The sequence below is a fragment of the Streptomyces sp. NPDC002306 genome (assembly GCF_053593435.1).
Window position 1 is genome coordinate 68,794 of sequence record NZ_JBSFCK010000003.1, and the last position, 17,799, is coordinate 86,592.

The 17,799-nt window shown below is 70.9% G+C and carries 14 protein-coding genes; 1 reads left to right on the forward strand and 13 read right to left on the reverse strand.

Annotation, left to right across the window (positions count from 1 at the left end; all coding sequences use genetic code 11):
- Positions 1 to 103 precede the first annotated feature (103 nt).
- The 5 genes from ACWCQK_RS08020 to proB all read right to left on the reverse strand — a co-directional run bounded on the left by ACWCQK_RS08020 (position 104) and on the right by proB (position 5,215).
- Positions 104 to 1,174: an SCO2583 family membrane protein gene (locus ACWCQK_RS08020; protein ID WP_451153104.1), complete on the reverse strand. Its 1,071-nt coding sequence runs from the start codon at positions 1,172 to 1,174 to the stop codon at positions 104 to 106.
- A gap of 87 nt (positions 1,175 to 1,261) precedes the next feature.
- Positions 1,262 to 1,846 carry an SCO2584 family spore wall biosynthesis protein gene (locus ACWCQK_RS08025; protein WP_451153106.1) on the reverse strand — a complete coding sequence of 195 codons (585 nt, stop codon included), beginning with the start codon at positions 1,844 to 1,846 and terminating at the stop codon, positions 1,262 to 1,264.
- 138 nt (positions 1,847 to 1,984) lie between these two features.
- Positions 1,985 to 3,271 carry a glutamate-5-semialdehyde dehydrogenase gene (locus ACWCQK_RS08030; RefSeq protein WP_451153108.1) on the reverse strand — a complete coding sequence of 429 codons (1,287 nt, stop codon included), beginning with the start codon at positions 3,269 to 3,271 and terminating at the stop codon, positions 1,985 to 1,987.
- 213 nt (positions 3,272 to 3,484) lie between these two features.
- On the reverse strand, positions 3,485 to 3,970 hold the full coding sequence (locus tag ACWCQK_RS08035) for a hypothetical protein (protein ID WP_451153905.1): 486 nt from the start codon (positions 3,968 to 3,970) through the stop codon (positions 3,485 to 3,487).
- Between the two features lie 138 nt (positions 3,971 to 4,108).
- Positions 4,109 to 5,215 (reverse strand): glutamate 5-kinase, encoded by a 1,107-nt coding sequence (proB, locus tag ACWCQK_RS08040; protein ID WP_451153110.1) that lies wholly within the window; start codon positions 5,213 to 5,215, stop codon positions 4,109 to 4,111.
- A 233-nt stretch (positions 5,216 to 5,448) separates the two neighbouring features.
- Here proB and ACWCQK_RS08045 point away from each other — a divergent pair, with 233 nt between their 5' ends.
- Positions 5,449 to 6,840 carry a polysaccharide pyruvyl transferase family protein gene (locus ACWCQK_RS08045; protein WP_451153112.1) on the forward strand — a complete coding sequence of 464 codons (1,392 nt, stop codon included), beginning with the start codon at positions 5,449 to 5,451 and terminating at the stop codon, positions 6,838 to 6,840.
- Positions 6,841 to 7,165: 325 nt separating this feature from the next.
- Here the strand turns inward: ACWCQK_RS08045 and ACWCQK_RS08050 are convergent, their stop codons facing one another.
- The 8 genes from ACWCQK_RS08050 to ACWCQK_RS08085 form a co-directional block, all read right to left on the reverse strand.
- A complete protein-coding gene (locus ACWCQK_RS08050) occupies positions 7,166 to 8,389 on the reverse strand; it encodes a glycosyltransferase family 2 protein (protein ID WP_451153114.1) in 1,224 nt (407 codons plus the stop codon).
- Between the two features lie 222 nt (positions 8,390 to 8,611).
- On the reverse strand, positions 8,612 to 10,720 hold the full coding sequence (locus tag ACWCQK_RS08055) for a hypothetical protein (protein WP_451153116.1): 2,109 nt from the start codon (positions 10,718 to 10,720) through the stop codon (positions 8,612 to 8,614).
- A 188-nt stretch (positions 10,721 to 10,908) separates the two neighbouring features.
- On the reverse strand, positions 10,909 to 12,408 hold the full coding sequence (locus ACWCQK_RS08060; protein WP_451153118.1) for a D-ribitol-5-phosphate cytidylyltransferase: 1,500 nt from the start codon (positions 12,406 to 12,408) through the stop codon (positions 10,909 to 10,911).
- Positions 12,409 to 13,221: 813 nt separating this feature from the next.
- Entirely contained in the window at positions 13,222 to 14,775 is a 1,554-nt protein-coding gene (locus ACWCQK_RS08065; RefSeq protein ID WP_451153120.1) for an alkaline phosphatase D family protein, read from the reverse strand.
- Positions 14,776 to 15,230: 455 nt separating this feature from the next.
- Positions 15,231 to 16,667 (reverse strand): GTPase ObgE, encoded by a 1,437-nt coding sequence (gene obgE / locus ACWCQK_RS08070; RefSeq protein ID WP_451153122.1) that lies wholly within the window; start codon positions 16,665 to 16,667, stop codon positions 15,231 to 15,233.
- Positions 16,668 to 16,782: 115 nt separating this feature from the next.
- A complete protein-coding gene (gene rpmA / locus ACWCQK_RS08075) occupies positions 16,783 to 17,037 on the reverse strand; it encodes a 50S ribosomal protein L27 (protein ID WP_073793698.1) in 255 nt (84 codons plus the stop codon).
- A gap of 14 nt (positions 17,038 to 17,051) precedes the next feature.
- The gene (rplU, locus tag ACWCQK_RS08080; protein WP_006374708.1) at positions 17,052 to 17,372 is read right to left on the reverse strand and encodes a 50S ribosomal protein L21; all 321 of its coding nucleotides are present in this window, start codon (positions 17,370 to 17,372) and stop codon (positions 17,052 to 17,054) included.
- A gap of 198 nt (positions 17,373 to 17,570) precedes the next feature.
- The gene (locus ACWCQK_RS08085) at positions 17,571 to 17,798 is read right to left on the reverse strand and encodes a hypothetical protein (protein WP_451153124.1); all 228 of its coding nucleotides are present in this window, start codon (positions 17,796 to 17,798) and stop codon (positions 17,571 to 17,573) included.
- Position 17,799: the final 1 nt, after the last annotated feature.

The following is a 17,799-nucleotide window of genomic DNA, read 5'->3' on the forward strand; positions in this document are numbered from 1 at the left end:
GAGCCTGCCGCGCGGAGCAGCGGAGGGGAAGCGGCGGCACCAGGACGGCCAGGGCGACGACCGGCACGAGGAGGACCGGGCCGGCGCCGCCCGCCGGCCGGGTTCACACCTTCGGTTCGGCGCTCGGTGCCAGGGCCCCGCACAGTGCCGTCGCGCTGTCCGTGGCGTAGGGGTCGGTGCCGGCCGGGCCGCCGCTCTTCGCGCTCTGGTCCGCGAGCAGCGGGTGCAGTCGGTTCGCGGAGTCCTCGGCGCAGGAGAGCGGACCGGCCTGGACCGAGGCGACCACGAGCTGGGACTGGTGCAGGCGCAGGTCCTCGCGGTCGAAGCGGAAGCGCAGCTGACGCCGGACGGTGAACAGCGAGGCCTCGGCCTTGTCCCCGGAACCGGTCGGCCGCAGCGCGTACACGAACGTGTGGTCCGCGACGACCTCCAGGGTCGACGCGTCGGTCTCCGCCGCCGACAGCGAGCCCTGTGCCCGGATCTTGAGGTCGGCCAGCTCGACCTGGGCGGGGTCGAAGCGGACCAGCCATCCGGTCGGCGCGTGCCGTCCGTCGGCGGTGGGACGGTCGAAGCTCTCGTCGAACTGGTCGAGTTGGGCCGGGTCGAGGAGGACGCGCACGGGACGGACCTGCTGTCCGGTGAGCACCTCGGGAGAGAGGGAGGAGCGGACGATGTAGTCCTTCGCGGTGGTCAGGGCGGTGACGACCTGGCTGTCCGAGAAGTGCGCGGTGCGCCGGGCGGCGGGCAGCGGTATGCCCTCGGCGCCGACACGGAACTGCGCTGCGGGGCTGTGCGCGTACAGGTACTCGGGGTCGGTCGCGCCGGGCACCCTGCCCTGCGGGGCGAGCGGGATCACGGTCATCCGCAGCGGCTCGGCGGGGCGCAGGGCCGCCGGGGTCTGATACGGGTTGCGTACGCCCATGTAGATCGCGGTGCCGAAGGCGACGGCGATCAGCAGGACCAGGATCAGCGCCTGCCGGGAAAGGCCCCGGTGCAGGGGTGGACGGCGGCGCACGGCGGGCGTGTGGTCGGTCATGCGCTCCTGCGCGGAGTACTCCTGGATGCGGGCAGCGCGGACGAACGACTCGTCGAAGACGACGGATCGGTACTCGTCCTCTCCACCTCCGGGAGCTCCCTCGGGTGCCCCCTCAGGTGGGTTCTCGGGCCCGCCCATACTTTCAGGGTAGGTCTCGCGGGGCCCCGGTAAACGCCCTGGTACACGACAAGTTCTGACAGGTTCTCACCAGGGCCGCCGGCGGTGTCAGGGAGTGCGCGGGATCACCGAGACCGCTGGCTGGGAGTAGTCGGCGGAAGCGGAGGGCGCGGCCGCGCTGCCCTGTTCCAGGCCGGTCGAGGCGGGCGGCGGGACCCGGTCGCGGTTGCTGGAGGAGGCGCCGCGGTAGACCGCGGTGAAGGCCAGCGCGACCATGCCGATCCCCATCACCAGGGCCAGCATCCAGGCGACGGGACGGTGCCAGCGGATCTGCTTGCCGTGGCCCCAGACGGCGCCGTGGCGGCGGTCGAGGGCATCGGGGTCGTCGGGGTCGGCCAGATCGTCGAGGTCCGGATCATGGCCGAGATCGACGGGTCCGTCGGGGCCGTACCCGTCGTCGTAGCGCTCGCCGCGGGCGTGGGCGCGGCGGGCCTCGGCCTCCGAGGCCTCCGCCCTCGCCTGTGCGGCGGCCAGGAGGCGTTCGACGGCGGTCGGCTCGTGCACCACGGCCGCCCGTACGAAGGCCTCGTCGAAGACCACGGAGGCGAACTCTTCGTCCGACACCCCGCGGTCGTGGTCGTCGTCGGGCTCCCAGCCGTCAGGGAACGGCGAACCCCCCACGTCCTCCGGCACGGATCCAGAGTAGACCTGGGGGGTCAATTTGGGCAGACGGTATGGAAATTCGTCTGTCGGCCGGAACGTCCGGTGTCCGGCCCAGAGGTAGGCCAGGCGCACATGGCGGGCGCATATGCCCCGCCACGCGTCCCTCGCTCAGCGCCGGACGTGCCCGTCGCCGGTGACGATGTACTTCGTGCTGGTGAGCTCCGGCAGGCCCATCGGGCCGCGCGCGTGCAGCTTCTGCGTGGAGATGCCGATCTCCGCGCCGAAGCCGAACTCGCCGCCGTCCGTGAAGCGCGTGGAGGCGTTGACGGCGACGGTCGTGGAGTCGACCAACTGGGTGAATCGGCGGGCGGCCGGCTGTGAGGTGGTGACGATGGCCTCGGTGTGCCCGGAGGTCCACAGCCGGATGTGCTCGACGGCCCGGTCGAGGGAGTCGACGACGGCGGCGGCGATGTCGTAGGAGAGGTACTCGGTCTCCCAGTCCTCCGGTGTGGCCTCCACGACGGTCGCCTTGGAGTCCTTGGCGTGGGCCAGCACCCGTTCGTCGCCGTGGACGGTGACGCCGGCCTCGGCGAGGGCGTCCAGCGCGCGGGGCAGGAACGCGGCGGCGATGTCCTGGTGGACCAGGAGGGTCTCGGCGGCGTTGCAGACGCTGACCCGCTGCGCCTTGGAGTTGATCAGGATGTCGATCGCCATGTCCAGGTCGGCGTGGGCGTCGACGTAGACGTGGCAGTTGCCGGTGCCGGTCTCGATGACCGGGACCGTGGACTCGGCGACGACGGTCCGGATCAGGGCGGCGCCGCCACGCGGGATGAGGACGTCGACCAGGCCGCGGGCGCGCATCAGCTCGCGGACGCTCTCGCGGTTCTCGCCGGGCACGAGCTGTACGGCGTCGGCGGGCAGCCCGGCGCCGCCCACGGCGTCCCTGATGACCCGCACGAGGGCCGCGTTCGACTCGTAGGCGGAGGCCGAGCCGCGCAGCAGTACCGCGTTGCCGGACTTCAGGCAGAGGGCGGCGGCGTCCACGGTGACGTTGGGGCGGGCCTCGTAGATGATCCCGACGACTCCGAGCGGGACCCGGACCTGGCGCAGGTCGATGCCGTTGGGGAGGGTGGAGCCGCGGACGACCTCGCCGACCGGGTCGGGCAGGGCCACGACGTCCCGCACGTCGGAGGCGATGGCGCGCACCCGTTCCGGGGTGAGCGTGAGCCGGTCGATGATCGCCTCGCTGGTGCCGGCCTCGCGGGCCTTGGCGACGTCCTTGGCGTTGGCCTCGACGATCTCGCTCGTACGGACTTCCAGCGCGTCCGCGACGGCGAGCAGCGCGTCGTCCTTCACGGCCCGCGGCAGCGGCGCGAGATCGGCGGCGGCGGCCTTGGCCCGGTAGGCGGCCTGGGCGACCGGTGACATGGAGTCGTACGGGGAGAGCGTGGTCATGAGGGAAGGGTAGTGCGCGGGACGGGGCAGTCCAGCGGTCATCCCACACCCCGAGACATCGCCCCGAAGGGTCCCGAGGGCGCCGATGACGGGCGGACGCCGACCGAGGGACCCCAGCGCGCCGAAGGACGGGCGGACGCCGGCCGAAGGACCCCAGCGCGCCGGAGAACGAGCGGACGCCGGCGCCCCAGGGCCGAAGGCTCCGGAGGGCGGCTAGAACGGGTGGACGCCGACCGGGGTCGCCGGGAGCGGGCCGTAGCCCTCGGCGACGCGCTGGTGGTAGGTCTCGCGGTCGATGACCTCGAGGCCGACGATCTCCCAGGGCGGCAGGCCCGCCGTCTGGCGGTGCTCGCCCCACAGCCGCAGGGCGACGGCGGCGGCGTCGTGCAGGTCGCGGGCCTCTTCCCAGTAGCGGATCTCCGCGTGGTCCTGCGCGTACCGGCTGGTCAGCAGAAAGGGGTGGTCGTGGGCCAGCTGTTCGAGGGCCCGGCGAACCTCCTTGATCGGGGCCTCGGCGCCGGAGAGACTCAGGGTGATGTGCCAGAGGCGGGGCGGGTCGACGGGCTGCTCGCCCTCATAGCGGTCGCCGGCCGCGACGCTGGTCAGAGCGCGCTCCTCGCCGGGTGCGCGGGAGGAGGCGCCGCGGGTGCCACGCGCGCCGTCGGCGCCACCACGGGACGCCGTCGCCCCAGGGCGCACTCGTCTCACCACGGCCTCCTTCACGCCTGCGCAGTGCTCCTGCGGATTGTGTCCCTGAGTCAAAGTTGAGCAGGCCGGAGGGCTTCGCGTGGCGGTTTTACGGAACGTCCCCCACCGGGAGCGGCCGTTCGACCCGGTTTACGGGTGCAGGATCACCAGGTCGTCCCTGTGTACGACCTCGCGCTCGTACTCGGGGCCCAGCTCGCGCGCCAGCTCGTGGGTCGAGCGGCCGATCAGCAGGGGGATCTCCCTGGCGTCGAAGTTGACCAGTCCGCGGGCCACCGGCCGCCCGGTGGCGTCCCGCAGCTCGACCGGGTCCCCCGCGGTGAACTCGCCTTCGACGGCGGCGATACCGGCCGGCAGCAGCGAGGTGCGGCGCTCGACGACCGCGCGCACCGCGCCGTCGTCCAGGGTCAGCGAGCCCCGCGGGGTGGACGCGTGCTGGAGCCACAGCAGCCGGTCGGCCGAGCGCTTGCCCGCGGGGTGGAAGTAGGTGCCGGTGTCACCGCCGGAAAGAGCCTCGGCGGCGTGGACGGTACTGGTGAGCACCACGGGGATGCCGGCCGCGGCCGCGATCCGGGCCGCCTCGACCTTGGTGACCATGCCGCCGGTGCCCACGCCCGCCTTGCCCGCGCTGCCGATCTCGACGCCCGCGAGGTCGGCCGGTTCGCGCACCTCCGCTATCCGGGAGGTGCCGGGCCTGCTGGGGTCGCCGTCGTACACGCCGTCGATGTCGGAGAGCAGCACCAGCAGGTCGGCGTGGACGAGGTGGGCGACGAGGGCGGCGAGGCGGTCGTTGTCGCCGAAGCGGATCTCGTCGGTGGCGACGGTGTCGTTCTCGTTGACGACCGGGAAGGCGCCCATGGCGAGGAGCTTGTCGAGGGTGCGGGAGGCGTTGCGGTGGTGGGCGCGGCGGCTCATGTCGTCGGAGGTGAGCAGCACCTGACCGACGCGGACGCCGTAGCGGGCGAAGGAGGCGGTGTAGCGGGCCACGAGCAGGCCCTGGCCGACGCTGGCGGCGGCCTGCTGGCGGGCCAGGTCCCGGGGGCGGCGGCGCAGTCCCAGCGGGGCGAGACCGGCGGCGATGGCGCCGGAGGAGACGAGGACGACCTCGCGCTCTCCCCCGCTGCGGCTCTTGGCGAGGACGTCGACGAGCGCGTCGACCCGGTCGGCGTCCAGTCCGCCCGAGGCGGTGGTCAGCGACGAGGAACCCACCTTGACGACGATCCTGCGGGCCTCGCTCACGGCCTGCCTTGCCCCTGCCACCTTGCTTGACGTCCCCTCGCGTAGGTCCGGCGTCCCGCCCGGCAATCTACGCGAAGCGGGTCGGGCCGCGCGCATCGGTCCAGCCCCCGGACAGGCGGACCGTAGCCGTTCGCTCACGCTTCGCGTATGGCAAAAAGGTTGTATGAGTTGCTCATGGAAATTAAAGACAACCCAAATTTAATGTGAACTCCGTGCCACCTAAAGTTCACGCCGTGAAACGTATTCTCCTGAGGTCAGGGAAGAGCCCGTACGACGTCGTCCCGCTGGAGGAAGCCCTCCACCGCGACGTCATCGCCACCAACTCCGGCAACCTGATCTTCAGCGACGCCGCCCACAAGATCCTGGAGACCCCGGGTACCGAGGTGGTCTCCCACGGGATGCGGGCAGACGTCGCCGCGGCCGGACGGATCAACGAGGAGTACGACGCCTTCGTCGTGCCGCTCGCCAACGCCTTCCGGCCGTCCTTCGAGTCCGGTCTGCAACGGCTGACCCGGCTCATCGGCAGGCTCCGGATCCCGGTGGTGGTGCTCGGGGTCGGCGCGCAGACCGGGGTGACCTACGACCCGGCGCGGCTGAAGGCCATCGAGCCCGCGGTGCGCGACTTCTGCTCGGCCGTGCTGGAGCGCAGCGCCTCCCTCGGGGTGCGGGGCGAGTTCACCGAGACGTACCTGAAGGGCCTGGGATTCCGGGACGTCGAGGTCATCGGCTGCCCGTCGCTGTTCATGTACGGCAAGGAACTCGCCGTGCACAAGCGGGCGAAGGCGCTGACGGCGGACTCCCGGATCGCGGTCAACGGCTCGCACAGCGCGGTGCGGTCGCAGGGCCTGGACCGGGTCATCGACCACGCCCACGCCCGCTACCCGCGACTGCGCTTCATCGGCCAGAACACCAGCGACGCGCGGCAGTTGCACTGGCGGGACCTGACGCACCCGAACGCCCGGGTGACGACGATCCCGACCCACCCCGATCATCCGATGTACCAGGAGGACAAGGTCCGCGTCTACGTCGACCCGGTGACGTGGATCGACGACCTGCGGGAGTTCGACTTCTCCTTCGGCTCCCGGATCCACGGCAACATCGCGGCGCTGCTCGCGGGCACGCCCGCGACCGTGCTGTGCGGGGACTCGCGGACGCTGGAGCTGTGCCGCTACTTCGGCATCCCGCATCGGCTGCTGGACGGGCTCCCGCACGACGTGGACCCCGCGCGGCTGTACGAGGAGGCCGACTTCGGCGAGCTGACCGGCGGCCACCAGGAGCGCTTCGAGCGCTTCACCGGCTTCCTGGACCGCAACGGGCTGGAGAACACCTTCACGCACGGCGACGGCGGCGCGGCCTTCGAGGCGCGGATGCGGTCACTGGACTTCCCGGCGGGCGTGCGCCCGTGGAACGACGCGGACCTCGTCTCGCTCACCTCACGGTTCGGCTGGCTCCAGCACCGTATGACCGAACTGGCCTCGGACAACGCCCAGTTGAAGCGGGACCTGGCGCGCGCCAAGGCAGCGGGGAAGCCGGCCGCGGCCTCGTCCGGCTCCTCCGTCTACCGCCGGGCCCGGCGCGCCGTGGGCGGACCGCTCCGGCGGGCCCTGCAATCCGGGCGGCAGTGACACCCCCGGGAACCCGGCCCGCGCGAACCGACCGGGCCCGGCTCACCTGACGCCGACCGAGCCCGGCTCCTCGACACCGACCGAGCCAGGCTCCCCCGGCACCGACCGGGCCGGCTCGCGCCACGTCCGGTCGAGCCGCCCCGCGGCGACCGACCGGGCGCGCTCCCGTGCGGACCGACCAGGCCCGGCCTCCCCAGAAGGCCGGGCCCGGTGTCGTACGGGCGTACCGGGCCGGCGGGCCGCCTGCCCGGTGTCGTACGGCGTACCGGGTCGGCGGGCCGCCGGCCGCGCCGCCAGGCCGTAGCCGTCCCGGGGACGGCCGGGGTCAGACCGCCGCGGCGCGTCCCCCCGGTGGGACGGGACGGGACGGCAGGACGCGGCGGACCTTGCGCAGGGCCCGGCGGAGGAAGGATCCGGCCACGCCCTCGCGCCAGCCCAGGAAGGCCTCGGCCTCGCGGGGCTCGGCGAGGTAGACGCGGTCGGGGATCCCGGCCTTCCTGGAGCGGAAGTGGGGGTAGACCAGGTAGACCCGGGTGCCCCGCTTCTCCAGGATGGCGGCGGCCTGCCGCTTGGCCTTGACGAACTCGACGACGTCCTTGAGCAGGTCGGGGCGCTGTGCGGCGACCAGGTGCAGGCGCAGCCGCTCGTGGACCTTGAGCCGGTGGGCGACGCCCTCGTTCCAGTACGCGTCCATCAGCGGCTTGGCCAGCTCGAACTTGTTCCGGCGGATCTCCTCGTCGTCCCTGAGGAAGACCGGGCCGAACTGCGGCAGCAGCGTGACCTGGAACGGGCGGACCATGAGCACGTCACGCTTGGAGCCGGCCGGGACCATCCGCGCGATCAGTTGCATCAGCGCCCGTGCCGAGTCGAAGCGGAGCGTGTAGCTCCCGCTCTTCGTCACGTGCTTGCCGTCGTCGCGGCCCACCAGGTAGTAGCAGGTGTGGTCGGCGACGACGGAGACGCCGTCGGCGCGCAGGTACGCCTCCATCGTGAACAGCGCGTCCTCGCCGGTCCACAGGGACTCGTCGAAGCGCATCCCGTGCCGTTCCAGCAGCGCGCGGCGGAAGAGCTTCTGCGCGCTGAGCGTGAACTTGATGTTGGAGGAGTAGACGTCCGTGCGCTTGAGGGACTTGCCCCACATCGACTTGGGCGCGTTGCGGTTGACGCCCTCGACCTTGCCGAGCACGACGTCCGTGCCGTTCTCGTCGGCCATGGCGACCATGCGCTCCAGCGCCTCGGGGCCGAGCCGGTCGTCGGCGTCGAGGAAGAAGACGTAGCGTCCGGCGGCCTTGCCGAGGCCGACGTTGCGCGGGCCGCTGGGGCCGCCCGAGTTCTCCTGGCGGATCACCGTGACGGGCATGGGGGCGCGGGCGGCGAACTCCTCCAGGTACTCCCCGGTGCCGTCGGCGGAACCGTCGTCGACGGCGATGACCTCGACGCGTGCCGGATCGAGGGTCTGCGCCTCGACCGAGGCCAGGCACTCGACCAGATACGGCATGGCCTCGTACGCCCCAATGATCACGCTCACATCAGGCTGCGCCACGGTCATATTTCCCTCTTGTCACGGAAAACTTCCCCCTATTGAGCTAATTGGCTACCCGATAGACGGGTGAGGTCGACGGACGGTTGCCTCACCCTCCTGTCTTCGTGATGCACGTCACAGGAATACAGGGCGACTATCAGGTTAATACCGGACGGTAAGAGCGCGGGTAAAAACGGTTCGACCCCCGGGGGAGTCCCCCGGGGGCCGAACCTCGCGTACGTAGGCCGGTCAGCCGGCCGCCGCCACCCCGTCCGCCTCGCCGGCGGTCGCCACCCGCTGGCCGGGCACGGCCTGCGCCGGCCGCACCTCGTCGAGCGCGACGCGCGAGCGCTGGCCGACGTTGCGGGCCTCGGCCTTCAGCGCGAGGTTCGCGACCGCGGTGTTGAACTGCTCGATGGACGTCGGTTCGTCCGGCCCCAGCAGGTACCGCTTCAGCTCCGCCCGGTCCTCGGCCAGCGGATCCGCCGCCGGATCGCGTACGGCGCCCAGCAGCTCGTCCAGCTCGGCCGCGTCGTTGGACAGGATCACCGCCGCGCGCACCGCGGTGTTCTGCCGCTTGAACTCGTCCACGCCCAGCTCGGCGGAGTCCGTCACCGCGTACGGCTTGCCGCTGGCGATGAAGTCGGAGACCACGCTGGAGATGTCGGAGACCATCGCGTCGGAGACGTTGAAGCAGTCGTACAGGCGCGGCTCGGCGCCCTTGATCACCCGGTGTTCGGCGGTGCCGAAGGAACGCCAGTAGGCGTCGTTCCACTCGGCGCGCAGCCGGGCGATCTCCTCGTGCTTCCTGAGGTCGACCAGGCCGTCGCGGGCGGCCTCCGCCTCGTCGCCCCGGTCGCCGCCGGACCGGGACAGCTCGGCGAGCCGGGCCTCGATCCGGCCCAGCTCGGCCTTGGCGGCGGTCTGGGCGGCCGGGTCCGCCGTGAAGCGCGGATCGGCGACGCGCTCGGCGGCCGCCTTCTCCACGAGGGCGGTGATCCGCCGGTGCGCGGCGCCGGCCCGGGCGCTGCGGGTGCCGGTGAAGGGGTGCGGCTTGTACAGGACGCGGACCGGCGGGTCGGCCGCGATCAGCTTCCTCACGATGTTCTCACCGGCGAGCAGGAGGGAGGTGTTGCCGGGGTTGTCGTCCCAGCCCTCCCAGGTCGGCGCGTACAGGACGGTCGGGCAGCGGCCGTCGGCGGCCTCGCCCCGCCCGGTCTCGATCGGCGCCAGCTGCGGGCGGCCGACCTCCACGATGTCCTCGTCGCGCACGCCGACGTCGGCGATGGCGTAGCGGTCGCGGCCCGCGCGGCCCGCGGTCCACACCTCGTCGTACACCTTGCTGAACGGGTTGACGCTGGCGAGCTTGTCGCTGTCGCCGTGGCCGATGAAGACGTGCTTCATGGTGGGCACGCGCAGCATGTGGATGTTCTTGCCCACGTTGGCCGCGTAGAGCGTGACGCGCACGGTGGACAGGTCCAAGTTCATCAGGTGCACCCCTCCGGGCACGCAGATGACGGGGACCGTGGAGGGGGCCAGGTTCTCCAGGATGACGCGCTCGCGCAGGATGATCAGCGGCCGGCTGTCCAGGTGCTCCATCGTCTCCAGCCACATGTTGAGCTGGTACGCGGACTCCTTGGAGCCGGAGAAGTACAGCACGGTCTCCGGCCGGTACTCGCGCAGCCAGGCACTGATGGCGCCCAGCACCTTGTCGGCCTTCGGCGGGATCCGGGTGCCGCGCAGGTGCGGCAGCAGCACGACGGTGTACAGCGCGCCCAGGACCAGCGTGACCCCGATGCCGACGGCACCGGCCACGGCCGAACCGTCGGCCGCGGAGACCAGCAGACCGACGACCGCCGCGATGTCGAGGTGGAGCATCTTCTCGGCGGAGCGGTCCAGCAGGAAGCGCGGCGGGGCGTCCGGGATGCGGACGCGCGAGACCAGGTCGACGTTGCGGGTGACGACCGGCATACGGCGGCGGTTGCGGATCAGGGTGGCCAGCGCGCCGTGCGGGGCCTGGAGCCCGTAGAACACGATGAAGCAGGCGATGGCGCCGTAGAAGACCAGGTCTTCCCCGAGGTCCAGGCGGGCCAGCAGCAGGACCAGGAGCAGCTGCCGGATCAGGAAGCGGATCGACAGACCGGCCCGCACCTTGCTCAGGCGGTTGAGGAGATAGCTGTTCTTGCGGTGCAGATAGTGGTCCGCCAGGTACGTCACGGCGGCCGCGGCCGCGAAGGCGGGAACGCTCGGGACGAGCGCGGCCAGCATGAGGCAGGGGAAGCCCAGCATCATGAGGGCCGCCGCGGCCAGCTCGGCCACGCTGCCCACCCGCGCGACGCGAATAGCTGTGGATATCACGGAGGAACCTGCTCTGAGAGGGGTGCTGGTTGTCTGAGCCAAATCGAAGTCCGGTAAGTGCGAAATCCGGTAAGTGCCGGAAATTCACCTTGTGAAGGAGAAAGGAGCTTTACGCTTCAGGCCTCTGCGAATGCCGGGTGAACGGGCAACCACAGAGGCCTGAATGGCTGAAGTCTATTTGCCGGTAATTATGCCACGCCGTCCTGACGGTCCAGGACACTGGCCAACGCCTGCTCGAACCCGGACGCCTTGCCGGCCGGCGCCGTCGGGTCCTGCTGACGGACGTCGATGACGTGTCCCGTCAGCTCGGACAGCAGCACGTCGAGCGAGGTGCGGGCGACCGCCTCGGAGGAGAGCAGGGTGCCCGAGGGCTCCTGCCCGAAGGCCTTGGTGCGCATCGGGGTGGCGGTGCGCTCGGGGTTGACGCAGTTGACCCGGATACCGTCGCCGGCCCACTCGTCGGACAGGGCCTGGGTGAGATTCACCATCGCGGCCTTGGTGGAGGAGTAGAGGCTGTACTCGGCGCGGCCGCGGGTGTAGCTGCTGGAGGTGTACAGCAGCAGCTGGCCCCTGGTCTCGGCGAGGTACTTGTACGAGGAGCGGGCGATCTGCACCGGCGCCAGGTAGTTGACCTTCAGCGCCTCCTCGATGGTGGCGTTGTCGGTCTCGGCCAGCTTGCCGATGCGCAGCACGCCCGCCGTGTTGACGACGTGGTCGATGCGCCCGGTCTCGGCGTACGCCTTGGACAGCGCGTCGTCGACCTCCTCCGGGTTCTCCACGTGGGTGCCGGTGGTGGAGCGGCCCAGCGCGTACACGTGCGCGCCGTAGGCCTCGGCGAGTTCGGCGATGTCCTTGCCGATGCCGTAGGAGCCGCCGAAGATGACGATCGTCCGGCCGGTGAGCAGCTCGCGGTAGGCGTCCTCGTCCCGCTGCTCCGGCGCGGCGGTGGAGCCGAGCTGGAACAGCTTGTCGGCGATGAAGACGTCGACCGGCTGGGTCACCTTCATGTTGTACTCGTCACCCGCGACGACGTGGATCGGCACGTCCGGCAGGTACCTGAGCACGACGGAGCAGTCGTCGGTGGCCTGGAAGTTCGGGTCCCCGGCCGCGACCTCGTAGGCCCGGCGGATGGTGGACAGCTTGAAGGCCTGCGGGGTCTGGCCGCGGCGCAGCCGGGAGCGGTCCGGGATCTCGGTGATGAACTCGCCGTCCTCGCCGTGCGTGCGCGTGACGATGATGGTGTCCGCGGACGGGATGGCGACGTCGACGGCCTGGTAACGCTCCAGCGCCGCCACGCAGTCGTCGATCACGCGCTGGGACAGCAGCGGCCGTACGGCGTCGTGGAACAGGACGTTGGCGTCCTCGCCCTCGGCCAGGCCCTCGCCCAGGGCGGCGATGGCCCGCTCGGTGGTCTCGTTCCGCGTCGCGCCGCCCTCGATGATCCGCGAGACCTTCTTCAGGCCCGCCTTGGCGACGATCTTCTCGACGTCCTCGACGAAGCCCGGCGCCATCAGCACGATGACGTCGTCGACGGAGTCGGCGTCCTCGAAGGTGGTCAGGGTGTGCTCGATGACTGCCTTGCCGGCGATCTTCAGCAGTTGCTTGGGGATCGACAGACCCACCCGCTGACCGGTGCCACCGGCCAGGATGACTGCGGTGGTACGGGGCTTGGCTATGTGCTGGGACACAGGTGACCTACCTTGGGGCGACAGGGAACTTGGAAATGGTCCCACTTTTGGTAACCGCAGTGCAAGGTGACCGACCTCCACTGCATATGTGCGCGCAACCTGTCATTCACCTTGCACCCCTGGTGATTGGCGAGGTGCGGCGAAGGTTCCGTGATCCCTCTTAAATTGCTGTGAGTAACTCCACAGCGAGCACGCAATTACCAAGAGTGACCAGATCGGCGGCTCAGCGTCGCCGTGGCCGTCCGAGGCGACGCCCACCGAGCGCCCGGGCGGGCTCCTTCGACGAGGTCCGGCGCACGGTACGCGTCCGGTCGGCGGCGCCGGTCTCCGACGTCGGTCCCGACGCTTCGGCGACCGCCGCGAGCGCCCCGCTCAGGCCGCTCAGGCCCTTCACAAAGCCTGAGCGGGCACCTGCGGCGCGATCCGCGCCTCGGCGGGACCACCCTGCCGGCGCCCCTCGGCGGCGGATCGCGGCACGCCGGACAGCGGCCCCGCATCGCCGGGCCACGCCCACGCCCGTCGACCCGGTCGACTTCCTCGACCCGATACGCTCCGCCATCTCCGCGCCGATCCCGGCGGCCGGTTCTTCGGCCCGGCGCGGGGTCACCATCTTCACGCCCCTCGAGGTGGGGGCGCACATTTTCTTCATATGCATGACGGCGCCGTTACGAACACGCTTCGAATACAGTTCGGCGGGCAGCCGATTACCGCGGAATTCCTTATCGGGAAAACTCCCGGGCAGCCCGCGCGGCGCCTCTGAGGACGCGCGTCAGCCCCTCGCTCCTGTGTCAGTGCCCGTGAGTACGACGAGCCTCACACGCGCCGTACGCCGGGCTTGCCGTCCTCGACCCGCAGCCGGGCCAGCGTCCTCGGCGCCGCCTGCTTGCGCAGGACCGTGTTCACCACCCTGACCTGCGCGTCGATGCGGTCGCGGCGGATGTCGAAGAGGTGATAGCCGCGGTGCGCGTCGATCAGCTTCCAGTGCGGGTTGTCCGCCTTGCGCGGGTCCCAGTAGGTGTGGAACGCGGCCTGGTCCTGGTCGCCGCCGCTGGAGATGGAGGTGCCGACGAACTCGGCGCCGACGACGGCCGAGCGCGGGTCGGCGAAGTCCCTCCGCAGATCGCTGATCATCGTGAGATGCCGGTCGCCGCTGAGCACGACCGGATTGCGCACGGCCGCGAACTCCCCGAGCAGCGCGTTGCGTTCGACCTGGTAGCCGTCCCAGGCGTCGTAGTACCAGAGCTTGCCCTCGCCGAGCTGGAGGTCGGTCTCGGCCATCATGATCTGCGAGGCGATGAGGTTCCAGCGCGCCGGGGAGCCGTGCAGCCCGTCGAGCAGCCACTTCTTCTGGGCGGCGCCGAGCATGGTGCGCGAGGGGCTCTGGGCGCCCTCCTGGCTGGTCGCCTGGTCGGTGCGGAACTGCCGGGTGTCCAGCACGTTGAGCCGGGCCAGCAGGCCGAAGTCCAGCCGGCGGTGCATCCGGATGTGCGGACCGTTCGGGACGGCGCTCGCCCGCACCGGCATGTGCTCGTAGTACGCCTGGTAGGCCGCGGTCAGCCGGGCGGCGAACGCGTGGTGCGACTGCTTGTCGGGGTCCTGCGGGACCTCGCCGGCGTAGTCGTTGTCGACCTCGTGGTCGTCGAAGGTGACCACCCAGGGGGCGGCGGCGTGCATCGCCTGGAGGTCGGGGTCGGTGCGGTACTGGGCGTACCGGTTGCGGTACTGCGCCAGGGTGTACGGCTCCCCCGTGCCCTCGTGCCGCCGTACGGCCGAGGCGGCCGGCGTGGACTCGTAGATGTAGTCGCCGACGAAGACGACGAGGTCCGGGTCCTGCGCGCGCATGTCGGCGTACGGCGTGAAGTAGCCCTGCTGCCAGTTCTGGCAGGAGGCGAGCGCCACCCGCAGGCCACGGGCGGTCCAGTTGGGCGCGGTGCGGGTGCGGCCGCGGGGCGAGATCTGGCCGCCGGCGCGGAAGCGGTACCAGTACGCGCGCCCCGGGCGCAGCCCCCGTACATCCACGTGAACGCTGTGCCCGTACTCGGGCCGCGCCTGGGCGGTGCCCCGGCGCACGCCGGTGGCGAACCGGCTGTCCTCCGAGATCTCCCACTGCACGGGGACCGCGCGGGCGGGCATGCCGCCGCCGTGCAGCGGGTCGGGGGCGAGTCGTGTCCACAGCACGATCCCGTCGGGCAGCGGATCACCGGAGGCGACACCCAGGCGGAACAGGCCTGCGGGCAGCGTGGGTTGGGCGGCTCGGGCGGCGGTCGGCACCCACAGCTGCGCGGCGGCCGCGGCGCCGAGCGCGGCGGCCCCGGCGGTCAACAGGCGGCGACGGTCGGGCGATACCGGTCCGGTCACATCGGTCATCGGGCGAACTCCCCTGACTCGCGGGCCTCTTGGACATTCGGAAGCTCCCACGGACGGCAGGTCGGTCCGCTGAACAGTGCACTGCACGTGCATGACAAGTGGGCAGACAGGAAGAGGCCCGTTGCGGGGCGGCGAAGGCGAGACGAACACGATCTTGCCGCGACGGGTCCTGCGGACCGTAGGTGGACAGTCCGGGGCGTGCTGTCGTCTCAGGCCGGACGCGTGCAGGGGCTCACGTCGGACTCGCGCACGGGCTCACGCCCGACTCGCGCACGGGCTCACGCCGGACTCTCCCGCAGGCTCACGCCTGACTCTCCCGCGGACTCGCGCCGGACCGTGTGCGGGCGCTCTCCGACTCATGCCGGAGCCGTTCCGGAGAGACTCCGGAACGGCTCCTGTACTTCTGAAAAGGCCTGCGTGGGGTCCAGTGGGCCCGGGCCCAGGCCCAGGAGGGTCTAGAAGGGCTCGAAGTCGTCGAACTCCTTGGACGCCTCGTCCCGTTCCGCGTCCCGGTCCCGGCGGCGCTGCGCCGCGGGCCTCGGCTCCTCGAGGCGGTGGTCCTCACCGCGTCGGCCGAGCATCTCCGCGCCCGCGGTGACCGACGGCTCCCAGTCGAAGACGACCGCGTTGTCCTCGGGGCCGATGGCGACGCCGTCGCCGGAGCGGGCGCCCGCCTTCATCAGCATCGCCTCCACACCGAGGCGGTTGAGGCGGTCGGCGAGGTAGCCCACGGCCTCGTCGTTGTTGAAGTCGGTCTGCCGCACCCAGCGCTCGGGCTTCTCGCCCCGCACGCGGAAGAGGCCGTCCTCCTCCAGGGTGACGGTGAAGCCGGCGTCGTCGACGGCCTTGGGCCGGATGACGATCCGGGTGGCCTCTTCCTGCGGGCGGGCGGCACGCGCCTGCGCCACCAGTTCGGCGAGCCCGAACGACAGCTCCTTGAGCCCCATGTGCGCCACCGCGGACGCCTCGAAGACGCGGTAGCCACGCGCTTCGAGCTCCGGGCGCACCATGTCGGCGAGGTCCTTGCCGTCCGGGACGTCGATCTTGTTCAGGACGACGATGCGCGGGCGGCCGTCGAGGCCACCGTACTGCCGCAGCTCCTCCTCGATGATGTCGAGGTCGGAGACCGGGTCGCGCTCGGACTCCAGGGTGGCCGTGTCCAGCACGTGCACGAGCACGCTGCACCGCTCCACGTGCCGCAGGAACTCCAGGCCGAGCCCCTTGCCCTGGCTGGCGCCGGGGATGAGCCCGGGAACGTCGGCGATCGTGTAGACGGTCGAGCCGGCCGTCACGACACCCAGGTTCGGGACGAGGGTCGTGAACGGATAGTCGGCGATCTTCGGCTTGGCGGCGCTCAGCACGGAGATCAGCGAGGACTTGCCCGCGCTCGGGTAGCCGACCAGGGCCACGTCGGCGACGGTCTTCAGCTCCAGGACGATGTCCCCGAGGTCACCGGGCTCCCCGAGCAGCGCGAATCCGGGCGCCTTGCGGCGGGCGGAGGAGAGCGCCGCGTTGCCGAGGCCGCCGCGGCCGCCCTGGGAGGCGATGTAGGACGTCCCGTGCCCGACCAGGTCGGCGAGCACGTTGCCCGCCTTGTCCATGACGACCGTGCCGTCCGGGACCGGCAGGACCAGGTCCTGTCCGTCCTTGCCGGAGCGGTTGCCGCCCTCGCCGGGCTTGCCGTTGGTGGCCTTGCGGTGCGGGGAGTGGTGGTAGTCGAGGAGGGTGGTCACGGACTGGTCGACAGTGAGGATGACATCCCCGCCGCGGCCGCCGTTGCCGCCGTCCGGGCCGCCGAGCGGCTTGAACTTCTCCCGGTGTACGGAGGCACAGCCGTGGCCTCCGTTACCCGCGGCGACATGCAGTTCGACGCGGTCCACGAAGGTGGTCATGGTGGGGTGCCTCCAGCACTTCGGTAAATCTTGTGGTCTGTCTCTTACGTAACACGCGAAAGGCGGACCCGCCTTCCCGAACGGGAAGTGAGGTCCGCCTCGCGAAAGCTTCCGATCAGGCGACCGGAACGATGTTCACGACCTTGCGACCGCGGAACGTACCGAACTCCACCGCGCCCGGCAGGAGCGCGAACAGCGTGTCGTCGCCGCCACGGCCGACGCCCGAGCCCGGGTGGAAGTGGGTGCCGCGCTGGCGGACCAGGATCTCACCCGCGTTGACGACCTGACCGCCGAAGCGCTTCACGCCGAGCCGCTGGGCATTGGAGTCGCGACCGTTCCGGGTGGACGATGCGCCCTTCTTGTGTGCCATGTCTCCTCAGTCCCTTACTTCGCAGCCGCGGGGATCTCAGTGACCTTGATCGCCGTGTACTGCTGGCGGTGGCCCTGACGACGGCGGTAGCCGGTCTTGTTCTTGTAGCGAAGGATGTCGATCTTCACACCCTTGTGGTGGTCCACGATCTCGGCCTGGACCTTGATGCCGGCCAGCACCCACGGGTCGCTGGTCACAGCGTCGCCGTCGACAACGAGCAGGGTCGAGAGCTCGACCGTGTCGCCAACCTTGGCAGTGGAAATCTTGTCAACCTCAACGATGTCGCCGACAGCAACCTTGTGCTGGCGACCACCGCTGCGCACGATGGCGTACACGCGGATCTCACTCTCTCGCTCTGGGACGGCATCCCCGCAGTCCAGCCACCCGGGAACGAACACGGACGGCCTCTCCCGGCCACCTAGGTACCGGTACCCGGGAGGAAGAGGGTTTACGGAGATGTGGCGGGCCAGTCGACACGCCGACGGTCAAGGTTACGGGGCCCGGCTTGAGGGGTCAAACCGGGGCCCGGGTAGTCATGCGGCCTGCCAGTCGATCTCCCACTGGGCGGATTCCGCGAACTCTTCCAGCGCGGCCCTGTCCGCCACCCAGTAGTCACCCCCGTCCGTCGGCGCGGACAGATCGTCGACCAGGTAGATGTAGAAGCCGCCCGTCACATCCGAATCATCGTGGAGCTTCACGAAGTAGCCCTCGTAGAAACCCGAGAGGATGCGTCCATACCGCTCCAGTTCGATGCCTGCCATT

Bases quoted from the DNA above. Each gene is read 5' to 3' on its own strand.
- ACWCQK_RS08030 (WP_451153108.1), bottom strand. From the start codon at position 3,271: ATGACCACGCTCTCCCCGTACGACTCCATGTCACCGGTCGCCCAGGCC.
- ACWCQK_RS08050 (WP_451153114.1), bottom strand. From the start codon at position 8,389: ATGACCGTGGCGCAGCCTGATGTGAGCGTGATCATTGGGGCGTACGAG.
- ACWCQK_RS08065 (WP_451153120.1), bottom strand. From the start codon at position 14,775: ATGACCGATGTGACCGGACCGGTATCGCCCGACCGTCGCCGCCTGTTG.
- ACWCQK_RS08020 (WP_451153104.1), bottom strand. From the start codon at position 1,174: ATGGGCGGGCCCGAGAACCCACCTGAGGGGGCACCCGAGGGAGCTCCC.
- obgE (WP_451153122.1), bottom strand. From the start codon at position 16,667: ATGACCACCTTCGTGGACCGCGTCGAACTGCATGTCGCCGCGGGTAAC.
- ACWCQK_RS08085 (WP_451153124.1), bottom strand. From the start codon at position 17,798: ATGGCAGGCATCGAACTGGAGCGGTATGGACGCATCCTCTCGGGTTTC.
- rpmA (WP_073793698.1), bottom strand. From the start codon at position 17,037: ATGGCACACAAGAAGGGCGCATCGTCCACCCGGAACGGTCGCGACTCC.